Below are 15387 nucleotides of genomic sequence, written 5' to 3'. Positions count from 1 at the left end.
TTTTCGAGATTCATCGACGAAATTGATAATTTACGTAAAATATGTGCTTGAATCAAAAAAACTCTTTCAAAAAAAGGCACTTTTTCAGTGACTTCGGGACAGGTACCGCGTCCCAATATCAGGTTGAAAGAATTCGGTATTTTCCAAGGTGCCCACTTTTCACCAGAATTGAGCTTTGTTTGTGGTAAAAGGTGGGCGTGACAGGTACATTGTCCCGATATTAGATTGAAAGAATTCCATATTTTACAAAGGCTCACTTATCAATGGAAGTGGGCCTTTATTTGTGACAAAAGGTGCGGAGAGACAAATTTAGTTTCTCCTTTAGAAAGGGACAATGTACCTGTCCCCCTGTCCCGGGTATTGCAATCCTCTGTTATTTTATTCATAATTATGATATTGAATTTAAGCGAATGGGGAAAGTTGCATGGGGAAAAGGGACAGTTCAATAAGGCGGATTATTATCATTTCATTCATTGTGTTAATGGTGAGTACGCTCTTAATCATTGGTTATATCGTTTTTTCTAGTTGGAAGACTTCTGTAGATAATATTTTTTTAAAAATGGAGAAAGCCACGAATAAAGAAATCTTAAAAGAAATTGATCATCTTATTTATCTACCAAATAATTTAAATACAATTAATCACAACCTTATTGAGAATGGGATTGTTGATATAGAAGATCCATCTGAAAGAGATGCTTTTTTAGTCAATGCCATTCAATCTAGTAACAAGAACATCTACAGTGTGAGTTATGGTTTAGAAAACGGCGCATTTTATGGTGCACGGAGAAATGAACATAATGAAATTGAACTCTATCGAAGCAATGACGAAACACATGGACATTCTTTATATTATTCAGTGGCTGAGGACATGACAGAAGGCGATTTTGTGGAGGATTATGGGAAGTTCGACCCGCGTGCAAGGTCTTGGTATTTCTTAACAAAAGAGGCCGGTCACCCCCTATATGCGCCCCTATATAAGCATTTTGTAAGGGATGATTTAGCTCTTTCCCATACTTACCCACTTTTTAACGATGATGGTACGCTACAAGGTGTTTTAGGAGCGCGGATTACACTGTCCAGCCTACATGATTTTTTGGAAGAAATCTTAAAAGATCGCATGGCAACGGCTTATATCGTAGAAAGAAAAACAGGTAATTTGGTTGCGACTTCACTTAATAATCAATCGTTTGAAAAACAATCAGATGGTACGTTAAAAAGAATTTCAATTAATTCCATTGAAAACAACACCGTTTTAGAAGCTTATCAACATTATCAAAAAACAGCAGAAAATAAAACCATCGCAAAAACAGATCACGGGAATCTACATATTAAATTAACTGATTACAAAAAAGATGGAGTAGATTGGGTCATCATTACCGCCATTTCTGATCAACCATTCTTAGCTGAAATTAATAAGGAGATCAATACAGCGATTATTTTATCGATTATTGCCTTACTTTTATCGATGCTGATTTATAAAAAAGTGACAGATGTGATCTTAAAACCGATTCAACATTTAAGCCTGACAGCTGAGAAATTTTCAAAAGGGGAACTGCTACAAAGGGCCAACATCTACAAAAATGATGAAATTGGGAAACTATCCCTTGTTTTTAATCACATGGCTGAACAATTACATAAACATATTCATCATTTGGAAGAAAACGTAAAAGAGCGAACGACTGAAATTGAAAAAGCAAATAAAGAGTTAAAATATGCTAAAATTGAAGCAGAGAAAGCGAATGAGGCGAAAAGCGAATTTCTCGCGAATATGAGTCATGAAATTCGCACACCTCTCAATGCAGTTATTGGATTCAGTGAATTGTTACAAAACTCCATTGAGGATGAAAAACAACAAAACTATATTAAAACGATTAATACCTCAGGGAATAGTTTATTACGAATTATTAACGATATTCTCGATCTCTCTAAGATTGAAGCTGGAAAAATAGAACCACACCATAAACCAGTCAACCTTCAATCGATTTTCAAGGAGATAGAAAGTATGTTCATTCAAACTATTCACAGCAAACAGATTGAAATGAAAGTGGATATACCAGATGACTTCCCTAAAAGTATCGTTTTTGACGAAGTAAGAATGAGGCAGATTTTGCTGAATTTAGTAGGCAATGCTGTTAAGTTTACCGATAAGGGCCATATCAAATTATCAATTAAAGCAATGCCTTCGAATACAGGCGATCGGAACCTGATCAACCTTCACCTTTTTGTTGAAGATACAGGCATTGGTATACCTGAGGTGGAAAAGGAAAAGATCTTTGAGGCGTTTACCCAAATCTCAGGACAGAGTATTAAAAAATACGGTGGGACTGGCTTAGGGCTGTCGATTACGAAAAAATTAGTAGAAATACTGAATGGAAAAATCACGGTTGAAAGTGAAGTTGGCAAAGGCAGTACGTTCCATGTTGAATTTACAGATGTCGAAATCACAGACCTTGATCCACTACCTGAACATTTGGACAACTCGTTCTTGTGTAAATACAATTTCGAGGGCACTACGATTCTAGTCGTAGATGATATCGAGACGAACCGCTCCTTATTAGAAGAATATCTTTCGAAAACAGGAAGTCGTGTCCTTGTGGCTGAAAATGGATTGGAAGCACTTCAAATTGGCGAAATGGAGAAGCCAGATTTAATCATCACCGATTTGTTTATGCCTGTCATGAATGGATTTGAAGCGATTACAAGACTGAGAGAAAACCCGGTCATATCGCATATTCCCGTAATCGCTTTGAGTGCAACGGTTTCGCAGGATGTTCCTGAAATTCGTAAATTTGATAGTTATCTAATGAAGCCCGTCAATATTGGCCAGATACTCGATACAGTATCATCGTTCTTACAAACAAAAACGGGGTCGAATTCCAACACCCATCGGAAGGATTCATTACTTAGTGAAATGTTAGATCCTATCGTGTTGATGGATGTAAGGGATCAGCTGAATCCAATCTTAAAAAAACTAAAATCTGGCGTGATTATTAGCGTTGTAAAAACATTAGCAGAGCAAATGATGACCTTAGGACAAGCACATCAATCGCAGGTACTCATCTCCGAAGGCAAAGAATTAATGAGTTATGTAGAATCCTATCAAATTGTTAACATTAAGTACAAAATCAAATCTATTGAAAAACTACTATTAGAGGATAATTCAAATGGAAAACAATAATTTAGTATTAATAGTTGATGATAACCCGAATAATATTCAGGTCTTGGCTACAATCATGGCGGAATGTGGTTATGAGCTTGGGATTGCGCAGAATGCTCATGAGGTGTATCGCTTCCTTGAAGAAAACCACCCGCAGTTAATCTTGCTAGACATTGAAATGCCTGAGGTTGATGGTTATGAAGTATGTGCGACGATTAAATCCAAACCGGAATATCAAAATATCCCCATTATTTTTTTAACAGTCAAAAGTGAGACGGAGGATATTGTCAAAGGGTTCAATTTGGGCGCAGTGGATTATATCACGAAACCATTTAACCGAATGGAACTGATTTCGAGAGTAAAGACCCATATTTCTTTAAAACAATCTAGGGATGAACTTACACAGAAGAATCGGGAGCTTGAAAATGAAATACAAGCTAGAAAAAAACTTGAGGCAGAAAAAGATTTATTAACGATACAGCTACTTGAACACCAGCAACTCCTTGAAGATAAGGTCAATGCGCGAACGAAAGAACTGGCAGCTGCCAACAAAAAAATAAATAGTATTGTCGATAGTATTACAGATGGTTTTGCGGCAGTGGATAAAAATTGGCGATATATTTACGCGAATCATCACCATGTTTTTGCAGATTATGCACAGGCAATTGATGTGGTAGGTAAAAACATTTGGGATGTGTTCCCGAATGCAGTTCATACAAAGTTGTATGACGAGTTTCATCGAGCTATGTCAGAAAGGATTTCAGTTCATTTCGAAACGCCTTCATCTCTTAATGAATCCATATGGTATGAAGTAAGGGTTTATCCATTTGAAGATGGAATCTGTTGTTTTTTTAAAGATATTACGGAAAAGAAGCAATATGAGAAAGAAATGAAGCGTTTGTCGGGACTCGATTTAATCGGCCAAATGGCAGCGGGGATTAGTCATGAAATTCGCAATCCATTAACGACGGTTCGCGGTTTCTTGGAGCTATTAAGAACAAATGATGAGTGTGTCAAATTCCATGACTACTTTACTTTAATGATCGAGGAAATTGATCGTGCGAATGCCATTATTACCGAATTTCTGTCCATGGGTAACACAAGAACAACTAATTTAGAGGAGTTAAATTTAAATTCCATCTTACACGACCTCAGTCCCTTACTGTTGGCCAATGCGTTAAACCAAAATAAAGAGTTTGAATTAGAAACGACTGACATTCCTAATTTGAAATTAAACAGAAATGAAATTCGTCAATTAATCTTAAACCTATATCGCAACGGCTTGGAAGCGATGGATCAAGGAAAATTGTTAACCATCCGCACCTATACAGAACAGGATGCGGTAGTCCTGGCAGTGCAAGATCAAGGAGCAGGAATCGAACCCGACGTACTAGAAAAACTGGGCACGCCTTTCTTTTCTACTAAAGATGAAGGCACCGGCCTAGGACTCGGCGTATGCTACGCCATCTCTAGCCGCCACCACGCCAAAATCGACATCCAAACAGGCAGCGAAGGCACAACGTTTTATGTGAGGTTTGGGGTGGGAGAGTAGGGATGTTTGGAGTGGGACAGAGGGGACAGGTCCCTTGTCCCACTCAGCGCACTTGTTTGGTAAATGAGGGGAAAAATTCGTTTTGGGACAACGGGGACAGGTCCCTCGTCCCACTTGCTCACTTGTTTGGTAAATGAGGGGAAAAATTCGTTTTGGGACAACGGGGACAGGTCCCTCGTCCCACTCAGCGCACTTGTTTGAAGAATAAGGGAAAAGAATTCCCTTAAATAGAAAAATGCATAGATTTTTAATGAAATAAGGGAATTTTTTTCCCTTATCTTGTTAAAATGATTGGATTTTACCTTGTTTAGAGCAGATAACGGAAATTTATTCCCTTATTTGTGCTTCTTAAGCCACTAAAATATATAATAAGGGAAAATTGTTCCGTTATTTGAGGTTCTTAAACTATCAAAATATACATTAGACGGAAATACTTCGCTTATGTTCCTAAACAGGGACGGTTGGACAGTGTACCAACCGTCCCTTATTTAATTGTTTCAAAGGGATCCAAAAAGCGATTAATGAATTGTTATCAATTAAATAATTTTATTAGTTTTTCTTAAGATTATTTTGGATTTCCTTCATTTTTATCAAACCAAAATCTTATGATAGAAAGGAAAAGCCAATATTTTCTAAAGGGGCGATTAATATTGGAAAATACAACTTTTATTAATACTCAAAAGTATTACTTGTTTTTAAGGGAAATAAAGTATCTACATGAAATGGATTATGCTGTAGTGACGAATGCCGATTTAGAAAAGAGGCTTGTTAAGAATTTTAAGCTTTGGAAAAACCTTAAGAAGCAGCGTAAAGTGAGTGATACAAGAGCTCTTATTGATGGAACTTTATCTACCCTTACAGAAAAAAATTATCTTAAGCGAGTGGAGAAAGGTAAATACCGAATCTTAGATGAGGGAATTCATTATTTAAATCAACTACAAGAAGTACTAATAGGAGAATTCTACTTTGAATTTACATTCATTAATAAAGAGTTATCGGAAAAAGAAGCGTTTGACGCGATAGTAGTCAATAAACAATTCGAGTATTCGATTGCTAATCATCCAATCTTAACTGAGGACGATATTGCCGAATTAGCTTTGATGGATTATCAATTTCATAATAGGAAACTATCCATTTAGTGACCGAGGAACATGATGGGACAGCGGGGACAGGTACCTCGTCCCACTCAGCTTACTTGTTTGAAGAATAAGGGAAAAAAATTCCCTTAAATAGAAAAATGCATCAATTTTCGATGAAATAAGGGAAGGTTTTTCCTTTATCTTGTTCAAATGATTGGTTTTTCTTTGTTTTAGAGCAGATAACGGAAATTTATTCCCTTATATGAGCTTCATAAGCCACTAAAATATATATTAAGGGAAAATTGTTCCGTTATTTGTGGTTCTTAAACTATCAAGATGTACATCGATTGAATTCTCCGCTTATCATTTACAAAGAAATAGAAAGAGCATGGCAAATTTCCTTTAAAGAAATCGCCATGCTCTTTAGTTTGTACAACAAAAGAGAACTTGCACCCTAAATCAAGTTTGGTGGTGTTTGTCCTTGTAGTCCAGCCACTAGATTCGTTGCGCCTAACATGGCCATTTTCAAACGAGTTTCATAGGTAGCGGAGCCGATGTGTGGTAATGTCACGACATTTTCTAGTGATAGTAATGGGTGGTCGGGTTGGACAGGCTCTTCAACAAATACATCGAGCCCTGCAGCCAGAATTTGACCGGAATTCAAAGCATCGACTAGAGCTTCTTCATCAACCGTTTTCCCTCTTGATCCATTGATAAAAATGGCTGTTTCTTTCATTAACTCAAATTCTCTTTTTCCGATCATGTTTTCGGTAGCCGGTGTTAACGGAGTCATTAAGCATACATAGTCTGATTGTTTTAGTAATTCATCGAGTGAACAGTAAGTTGCGCCATAAAGTTTCTCCGCTTGTTCATTTCTAGAGCGATTATGATACAAAATTTGCATGTCGAATCCTAAATGCGCTCGTTTGGCAATTGTCGTTCCAACTGCGCCCATCCCGATAATCCCTAACACTTTATGATGAACATCAACGCCAAACAATTCCTCCCCAATCATGGATTTCCATTTGCCATTCTTCACGAAATTATGCATTTCAGGGATCCTTCTCGCCGTCGCTAATAATAAACCGATAAGCGTATCTGCCACCGTATCGTTTAAAACTTCCGGCGTATTTGTAGCCATAATCCCTCGAGCAGATAACTCTTCAATATCCAAATTATCATAGCCGACAGAAGTATTACACACTATTTTTAACTGTGGCGCTTGATCTAATAATTCTTTATCGATTTTTAAACCTGAACCCAATAGGCCATGTGCATTTTTAAGCTCATGAAGAAATTTTGGGTGGTTTTTAGAATCTAGTTTTTCAAAGTATGCAACATCACACGTCGTCTTTATAAAATCTAGTACCTTCTGATCTACTTTTTTATAGACAATCACTTTTGGTTTCATTTTGGAGCTCCTTTCTGAGTGGGACGCGGGGACAGGTTCCTTGTCCCATTTTGGTCATAAATGAGGGGGGTTCCTCCACGTCGTGCGACATGAATTGTGAGAATATAAAGACTATTATTTTACACATAGTTTACCATTTTTTAGTGAAGGAAAATAGGTTGGTTTGATAAGGTGCTATTATTTTTTCGCGTGTACTATCTAGGGCATGTACTTCGATACGCCTTTGGGTTGAAAATCAAAATATGACAGAAAAGGTCATAATCAAACAATTTCTTTACATTCGAGTCTCTTTCTCGGAGGCTCTTTTTATTTTTGTCGAAAGCTTGTTATATTCAATTGAAACCGTAATTACAATGTAATGTAATTTTTACAATTATCTGGTAAAATGTAATTAGCTAATGAAATTATAGTAAGATTGTAGGAGGCAATGATAGTGGTTACCGTGGATTTATATGAAGAGTATAAAAAGATCTTAGAGTATGGCGTCGGTCGTGGAAACGAAAATATTACGACAGATGAGTTACTCCAAGAATTAAAGGATTTACTAAGGAATGTGTATGGACAAGTGAAGGTCGATGAGTACGCATCACTTAATGCTAGGGACTAGCTTTTTGAATATACGCAATTAGGACATGCATAGTGGAGTGCGTGTCTTTTTATTTTGGGACAGGGGGGCAGGTCCCTTGTCCCAAAATAAAGAGGCTGCCCCAAACATTAATGGTTGGTAGAGCCTCTATTTATTAATTTTAAAATTATTTTTACTTAGACGTAATGGCTTTCTTTACAACTTTTAAATCTGTTTCGAGGTCTTCTACTTTTGCAATTACTGCATCTAAAGGGGCTTTTAATTCGGAATTCGAGGCAGTTTGTTCTTTAATTATCGATAGTTGTTCATTGTTTTTTGCAACTAGTTCTGTTACTTCATCTAGTTTTTGAAGCACAGTCTCCAGTGTTCCCTCGATTTTATTTACTTTCAGAGATATTTGGTCAATCTTATTTACTTTCAGAGATATTTGATCAATCTCATTTACTTTCAGAGATATTTGGTCAATCTCATTTACTTTCAGAGATATTTGATCAATCTCATTTACCTTCTGAGAAATTTGATCAATCTCATTTACCTTCTGAGATATTTGGTCAATCTCATTTACCTTCTGAGATATTTGGTCAATCTCATTTACCTTCTGAGATATTTCATCAATCATATTAACTTTCTGAGTTATTCGATCAATCTCATTTACTTTTTGAGATATTTGGTCAATCTCATTTACTTTCAGAGATATTTGGTCAATCATATTTACTTTCTGAAGAATTTGATCTAATAATTCACGATCAGACATTATTTAGCCTCCTTTTATTAATATTAGGATTAGCTGTGTATATTCGTTCTATTGATTTTATCATAAATACGAAAAGCTTGGTCAGACATAATCTTTCCATTTTGAGGGAATTGGGGATGTGGGTTTTGATTAAAAGTGATGTACATACATGGTTTCTCCTACATTTTCAATTATACTAGTTTAATAAAATTTGCAAATAACTTACCATCATAATTTACATAATTGTAAATTACTTGGTCATGTTCCTCGTCCCAATAAAAGAGCCTATCCCAATATTCACGCATTATTACAATAAATCATGTTTTTCTATTTAATTTCTTTTAAATCATGTGAATATAGTATCGAAATTATCATCCAATTCAATCGATATTGAGTATTTTTTAATTATTCTATTCGAATCTAGTTATGAATAGTGTATTACTAGTATTTAAAATGACACCTTTATTTCTTTTAGGAGGAGATTACTATTCAACTTAAGTCACTTAGAGAGATGTCGGAAGCGATTCAACATCAACAGATCACACCAAAAGAGTTGCTTGATTATTATTTAAACAACATCGAAAAGTTGGAGAAGGAAGTTTCAGCTTGGGCGTATTTTGATCAATCTTTAGCAATCAAATTAGCTGAGGAATACACGGTAGAGGCGAGTGAGAAGAGATTTAGGGGACCATTACATGGGATTCCGATTGGTGTAAAAGATAATATGGATGTTAAAGGAATGCCTACTAGAGTTGGAAGTAGAGTTTGGGAAAACCGAGAAGGGGCAGATAGAAATTCTAGTATCATAGATTTTTTACAAGAATTGGGCGCTATCGTCGTTGGAAAAACACATATGACCGAATATGCTTGGTTGGATCCTGCTCCAACGAAAAACCCGAGGAATCTTCATCATACACCTGGGGGATCGAGTAGTGGTTCCGCAGCATCTGTAGCTGCAGAGATGATTCCGTTAGCATTAGGCACACAAACTGCAGCCTCTGTTTGCAGACCAGGAGCTTATTGCGGTGTCGTTGCATTTAAACCTACAAAAATGGAGCCATACACAGACGCCGTTCCTTTATCACCAGCATTTGATACGGTTGGGTTTTTTCTGAAGTCTTTAGATGATTTATTATTTTTAAAAGATTATTTGCCATTAGGTGAATTACAGACATTACCTAAGGCTGATGTTCAAACATATAAAATCGGCTTAATAGAAGATCCTTTATATGAAACTGCTCAGGATGAAGTAAAAAGCGTATTTGAAGTTGCAAAACGTGAACTTGAGGAAGCCGGGTGTGAAATTATCAAGGTTTCCCCTAAAGTATCTTTTACTCAACTAATAGAATGGCATAGAACGGTCATCGCGTATGAAGCGGCACAAGAATATTACGAATTTGTCAATAAAAATCAAACTTCATTAAGCAAAAATTTCAAAGATTTGGTGTTTGAGGGACATGAAATTTCAGAAGAAAAATATTTAGCTACTTTAAGTTTAATAAATCGTTCAAAAGAGGAGTTTTGGAAAACGAACAATGTCGATTGTTTTATCAGTATGCCAGCTGACACAACTGCACCTAAAGATTTACAAACAACTGGAAGTCCATTTTTCACAACGCCTTGGACCGTGTTAGGAGGGCCTTTGCTGACGATACCATATGGAAGTGCTGAGAATAATTTACCTATCAGTATCATGTTTGCAACGAAACCCCATACAGATAAAAAATTAATAGAAGTTACTAATTTGCTACTAAACGAGATGGAAAAAGTGGGGAAGTAATGGATCAAAATCTTGGGACAACGGGGACAGGTCCCTCGTCCCACTTAGCAAATACAGGCCCATCTGAATTAATAGATGGGCCTTGTGTTTCAATATTTATTTTAAGTTAAACGCGAACCGGTAATACACAGCCATTTTTACTTGCAGAAAAGCGGGACAGTGTACCTGTCCCTACTGTCCCTTAAATTTAGTTAAACGCGAGTGAACCCGTCTTCACTGCATTATTTTTACTTGCGGGAAGAGGGATCGGTACCTCGCCATCATAAGAAAGGCGTACTAAATACTCGATGTCTTTTGCTGTAGTTAATCGTGGGTTAACCAAGATATTCCCACTTCGCATGGAGTCTTTAATAATTTGATCGATGTGGTCTAAATTAACGCCAAGTTCTTTTGTGTACATTGGTATTTCTAATTCTTTATTCATTTCCTTAATCTTTTTCACGACTTTTTCAGCATTTTCTTTAGCTGAAAGGTGTGGATCATAAACATTTAATGCCTTTGAAATTTCTACATATTCATCGACCGCTGCTGGTAAATTGTATTCCATAATGTAAGGTAGAATGGTTGCGTTCGCTACACCATGGGGGATGTCGAATAATCCACCGAAAGCTTGAGAGATGGCATGTACATTTCCTAATCTTGTTTGGGAGAATGCGTAACCTGCTAACATCGACGCTTCTAACATTTTTTCTCGACTGTGGATATCTGATCCATAGTAGTAGGCTCTATTGATATTTTCCTCAATTAACTTTATAGCATGCAGAGCGATCGCATTGCTTACCGGGTTTTTTTGTTTTGATAAATAAGATTCGATTGCATGAGTTAGTGCATCCATCCCTGTAGAACTTGTAATATGTCTCGGGCAATTTAGCGTTAATTGGGCATCTAGAATTGCTAGTTTCGGGAATATTTTTGAACTGATCACCGCTACTTTGAATAAAGAATTTTCGTCTGTAATAATCGTTGATGCTGTGACTTCGCTCCCGGTTCCTGCTGTCGTCGGGATTGCCACTAGAGGGACGCCCTCATTTGGGATTTTCTCTACACCTTCATAATCTAGTATATTTCCTTCATTTTTCAACATAACCGCTACGGCTTTGGCGGTGTCAATACTACTACCTCCACCAATTGCTAGAACGGCATCGATATTGAAATCCTTATATTGGTCTATAATTTTTGTAATGGTAGCACTTTTGGGATTCGGTTCTACGTCGCTGAAAATTTTGTATTCAATATTCCCGTTATTTAAAGATTGAACGATGTTTTCTAGTAGCCCTGAGTTCACGATCCCCTTGTCTGTAACGAGCAAAATCGTTTTATATCCATGAGCTAGTAAAATCTCACCGACTTCCTCTGAAGCTCCTATTTTCGATATTACTTTAGTAGGCATATACAATTGATAAGAAGTTTGCATGTAAATTTCATCCTCTCATAAATAATATTTATCTCAAAGCAGTTTACATATTAGTCATTTATATTAGCCGATTTGTATTTTAATAACATAAAATTTTTCCCTCAATCGATTAAGAAAATTATTTTCCGAGTCGTGGTAGACATAAAGAATTACTATACAATTCACTAATCAAATGGGATCCGGAAATTAATAATTTCATTGCAATAAATGACAATTGTGTGTAATTATTACCTTCGTTTTCAAGGTATCTTCCCCAAATGTAACGATCAATCCCACGGTAATTTCCCCACTGAGATTTTGAACTTTTAAATTTTTATCTACTAAACAATTTTGAAAAAATACTATTTCAATATGATGAATTAATAGGCTCGCATTTTAAAAAAAACATAAACCTATGCACTAAAAATTCACTATATCTTCTCTCACCTCCAGATTTACTATACGGTTAATTTGATTACCCATAAATTAAACCAAAAAACCCTTTTAATCAATTAAAAAATTCAGACTATTATTTTTTTTCTAAACAAAGAAGTATCGTTATATAACTTGTATATGTAATTTTAAGTAAAAGACTTCCTATTAAAAAGATACGTTCAAAAACTATAGTAGTATCAGTAAAATTCTTCAAAATAAATATTTTATTCTACTTCGTGATTATTTTTTTTGAAAAATGCAATTGACATTTATTTGTAAAGTTTTTATATTTGAGATAAGTTCTCTGTATGAAATCGAGTTCTGTATAGAGAACAAAAAGTGTGAATAGGTGATTTAAATGAGTACAAATTATCGAGTACCTGCAGTAGAAAAGATTTATAGTGTTTTAGAAATAATCGCAGAAAGTTCAGAAGCATTAACTCTAGCTCAAATAATCAAATTAACAGGGTTAAATAAGAGTACGGTATATTCTTTGTTGTTATCGTTAACTGATGTTGGACTATTAAAGAAGAATGAAGATAATACGTTTGAGCTTGGATACAAAATCGGCTACTTTGGCGCTAGATATGTTCAAAAGTCTGATCTTGTGAATGAGTTTAAATTGTTGGCTTCTGAAGCAGTCAAAGAGTTATCTCAAACTTTCCAACTGTCAGTATTACAACAAAAAAATATCGTTTACTTATCTAAAGTAGAAGCTAAAAATACAATTCAGCTATCTACAAACCCTGGATCCATTCTCCCTGCTCATTCAACAGCAATGGGAAAAGTTCTACTAAGTTCATTAACAGAATCAGAGCTAGAAACCTTATATGAAGGCTATGAGTTTGAAAAACTTACTGCAGATACGGTAGATAATTTAGAGGATTTAAAAAATCAACTAGCATTTGCACAGAAACACTCATATTTCCAAGAGGTTGGGGAAGTAAGCGAGGAACTTACTTGTATAGCAGCACCTATTTATGGCTTAGAACACAAAATGGTAGCTGCCATTAGTATTTCGCTTGCGGTTAGTAAGTTTAATTTAGATGCTGAAAATTACATTCAAGGTGTAAAAGAGCTAGCTATGAATATATCACATCGTCTAGGTTATTGGCCAAAAGATTAAAAAAAAGGGAGAAATGTTTAATGAATCAATCAACAATCCAGGATGTTATTGTGAGTAAAGAAGAGCTTCACGCATTAATTGCAAACAAATTGCTTGAACAAAACGTTCCTGACGAACATGCACAAATTGTTAGTGACGTTTTAGTACATGCTGATTTACGTGGTGTTCATTCACATGGGGCTATTCGAACTGAGCATTATGTTAATCGTATCAAACATGGAGGAATTAAAAAGAATCCAAATATCACGGTAGAAAACGTTTCTTCCTCCGTTTCAAAAATAGATGGTGACCATGGTTTTGGCCACGTGATTGCCAAAAAAACAATTGAACAGGCAATTGAAAACGCTTCAAAAACAGGGGTAGGGGTAGGAGTAGCCTTTAACAGCAGTCATTGCGGTGCCCTTTCTTACTATATGGAACTTGCTACAAAGGCTGGGAAAATCGGAATTGCGATGGCGCATACGGATAGTTTTGTCGCTCCATTTGGTGCAAAAGATGCTTTTTTAGGAACGAACCCGATTGCTTTTGGTGTTCCTGCTAAAAATAATCCTCCTATTATTTTAGACATGGCTACAAGTAATGTGGCAATGGGCAAAATTTTAGTTGAAAAAGAGCGCGGTAATAAAATACCTCTTAATTGGGGAGTAGACGTAGACGGAAATCCGACTGACGATCCAAATAAAGTTGAAGCTCTATTACCTTTTGGTGGACCTAAAGGCTATGGTATCAGCTTAATGGTAGATATTTTATCGGGAATTCTGGTTGGTGCTGCTTTTGGTCCGCATATTGAACCAATGTATGGAGACTTAACGAAACATAGAGAATTAGGAATTATCTTCATTGTGTTAGATCCTAAATTCTTTGGATCAATGGATTACTTTTTAAATAATATTGATCAACTCTATAAAGAGATTCATAGTTTAGAGCCGGCTCCGGGATTCTCTAATGTTCTTTTACCAGGTGAACCAGAAAATAATAAATCAACACAACGAATTAAAGACGGAATACCATTACCTGAAACGATTATTAACTACTTAAAAAGCTAATTTGAGAGAGGGGAAAACTAATGAAAAAGTTAAAATTCGCTGTATTAGGTACAGTTATGGCATCCTTGCTTGTTGGTTGTTCGCAAAATTCTAACTCGTCAGAAAGTGTTGCAACTTCAGGTGAATCTGGTGAATTAAAATTAAAAGTAGCCCATTATTACGCTGAAACACATCCGCAACATATTGCTTTAGTTGAGAAGTTCGAAAAAACGGTGGAAGAGAAAACAAATGGAGCCATTGATGTTGAGATCTATCCTTCGTCTCAATTAGGTGATGAAGAGCAATATACAAACGGGGTTCGTAACGGAACAATTGAAATGTCTGTTTCCGGAATGGGTATGCAAAATGCAGAGCCTAAAATTGGAGCAATGGAATTACCATTTATTTTTGAAGATTTCGATCATGCAAAAGCTGCATTTGAAGGAGACGTGGGGACATTCCTTGGAGATGCCTTCTCACAATTTGGAGTTGAAACATTGGCTGTGACTGCAAATGGATTCCGTGTCATTTCATCAAATAGAGAAGTTAGTTCTATGGATGATTTGAAAGGGTTGCGTTTACGTCTACCTAATATGGACACTTATCTTAAGTTTGGAGATGCTATGAAAGTAAGTATTCAACCAATGGGATTATCTGAGGTATTTACAGCCCTGGAGCAAAAAGTAATTGATGGGCAAGAAAACCCTTATGCCACTTTAAAAGAATCTGGATTCTATGAAGTTCAATCCCATGTATTAGAAAGTAACCATATGTTTAGCCCAAATGTTTACCTTATTAATCAAAAGTTTATTGATAGTTTACCAGAAGATCAGCAAACAATTATTCGTGATGCTGCTAAAGAAGCCGCTGCTTATGAGTGGGATTTATTGACTCAATCTGTTGATGAAACAAAACAATTCTTAGCTGATCATGGAATTGAAATTGTTGTACCATCAGATTCGTTTAAGGCCGAGATGGTTGAAGCTGTAAAACCAATTCATGACAATGTCATTAATAATACGGATTGGGGTAAAGAATACTTTGAACTTGTAGAAAAATATAAATGATTTAATCCAGCATAGTCTAACTATGCTGAATTCCTTTAAAAGA

The 15387-nt window shown here is 36.0% G+C and carries 10 protein-coding genes and 2 pseudogenes; 9 read left to right on the top strand and 3 right to left on the bottom strand.

The genetic code is table 11. The features are described from left to right. The first annotated feature begins 424 nt into the window (after nucleotides 1-424). The 4 genes and pseudogenes from JOD29_RS16520 to JOD29_RS16510 all read left to right on the top strand — a co-directional run bounded on the left by JOD29_RS16520 (nucleotide 425) and on the right by JOD29_RS16510 (nucleotide 5848). Nucleotides 425-3178 (top strand): ATP-binding protein, encoded by a 2754-nt coding sequence (locus JOD29_RS16520; protein ID WP_124766616.1) that lies wholly within the window; start codon nucleotides 425-427, stop codon nucleotides 3176-3178. Next, nucleotides 3165-3509: pseudogene (locus tag JOD29_RS20480) on the top strand (response regulator); the annotation flags it as partial. The gene JOD29_RS16520 and the pseudogene JOD29_RS20480, both read left to right, overlap by 14 nt. Before the next feature lie 72 nt (nucleotides 3510-3581). Continuing rightward, nucleotides 3582-4709 (top strand): annotated as a pseudogene (locus tag JOD29_RS16515) (ATP-binding protein); the annotation flags it as partial. 650 nt (nucleotides 4710-5359) lie between these two features. Continuing rightward, nucleotides 5360-5848 carry a hypothetical protein gene (locus tag JOD29_RS16510; protein ID WP_124766615.1) on the top strand — a complete coding sequence of 163 codons (489 nt, stop codon included), beginning with the start codon at nucleotides 5360-5362 and terminating at the stop codon, nucleotides 5846-5848. Between the two features lie 394 nt (nucleotides 5849-6242). On the opposite strand, the gene JOD29_RS16505 is transcribed toward JOD29_RS16510, so the two are convergent. Beyond that, entirely contained in the window at nucleotides 6243-7199 is a 957-nt protein-coding gene (locus JOD29_RS16505) for a 2-hydroxyacid dehydrogenase (protein WP_124766614.1), read from the bottom strand. A 433-nt stretch (nucleotides 7200-7632) separates the two neighbouring features. On the opposite strand from JOD29_RS16505, the gene JOD29_RS16500 reads away from it, so the two are divergent. Further along, nucleotides 7633-7806, top strand: coding sequence for a hypothetical protein (locus JOD29_RS16500; RefSeq protein ID WP_158610604.1), 174 nt, complete (start codon nucleotides 7633-7635; stop codon nucleotides 7804-7806). Between the two features lie 151 nt (nucleotides 7807-7957). Here JOD29_RS16500 and JOD29_RS16495 read toward each other — a convergent pair whose 3' ends face one another. Then, complete coding sequence (locus JOD29_RS16495; protein ID WP_124766613.1) at nucleotides 7958-8539, bottom strand: hypothetical protein; 582 nt, start codon at nucleotides 8537-8539, stop codon at nucleotides 7958-7960. 490 nt (nucleotides 8540-9029) lie between these two features. On the opposite strand from JOD29_RS16495, the gene JOD29_RS16490 reads away from it, so the two are divergent. Next, nucleotides 9030-10298, top strand: a complete 1269-nt coding sequence (locus JOD29_RS16490) for an amidase (protein ID WP_124766612.1) — start codon at nucleotides 9030-9032, stop codon at nucleotides 10296-10298. 187 nt (nucleotides 10299-10485) lie between these two features. Here the strand turns inward: JOD29_RS16490 and JOD29_RS16485 are convergent, their stop codons facing one another. Then, the gene (locus tag JOD29_RS16485) at nucleotides 10486-11712 is read right to left on the bottom strand and encodes an iron-containing alcohol dehydrogenase (protein WP_124766611.1); all 1227 of its coding nucleotides are present in this window, start codon (nucleotides 11710-11712) and stop codon (nucleotides 10486-10488) included. Nucleotides 11713-12484: 772 nt separating this feature from the next. Between JOD29_RS16485 and JOD29_RS16480 the strand changes: the two genes are divergently transcribed. Genes JOD29_RS16480 through JOD29_RS16470 form a run of 3 tightly spaced genes read left to right on the top strand, consistent with a single transcriptional unit; the run spans nucleotide 12485 to nucleotide 15344 of the window. Next, nucleotides 12485-13252 (top strand): IclR family transcriptional regulator, encoded by a 768-nt coding sequence (locus JOD29_RS16480; protein WP_124766610.1) that lies wholly within the window; start codon nucleotides 12485-12487, stop codon nucleotides 13250-13252. 20 nt (nucleotides 13253-13272) lie between these two features. Then, nucleotides 13273-14298 (top strand): ureidoglycolate dehydrogenase, encoded by a 1026-nt coding sequence (allD, locus tag JOD29_RS16475; RefSeq protein WP_239585765.1) that lies wholly within the window; start codon nucleotides 13273-13275, stop codon nucleotides 14296-14298. Nucleotides 14299-14318: 20 nt separating this feature from the next. Beyond that, nucleotides 14319-15344, top strand: a complete 1026-nt coding sequence (locus JOD29_RS16470; RefSeq protein ID WP_205101718.1) for a TRAP transporter substrate-binding protein — start codon at nucleotides 14319-14321, stop codon at nucleotides 15342-15344. The last annotated feature ends 43 nt before the right edge of the window (nucleotides 15345-15387 follow it).

This window comes from Lysinibacillus composti, assembly GCF_016908465.1.
GTDB lineage: Bacteria > Bacillota > Bacilli > Bacillales_A > Planococcaceae > Ureibacillus > Ureibacillus composti_A.
Note: the sequence above shows the minus strand (reverse complement) of the source record. Positions and strands in the feature narration are given on the sequence as shown.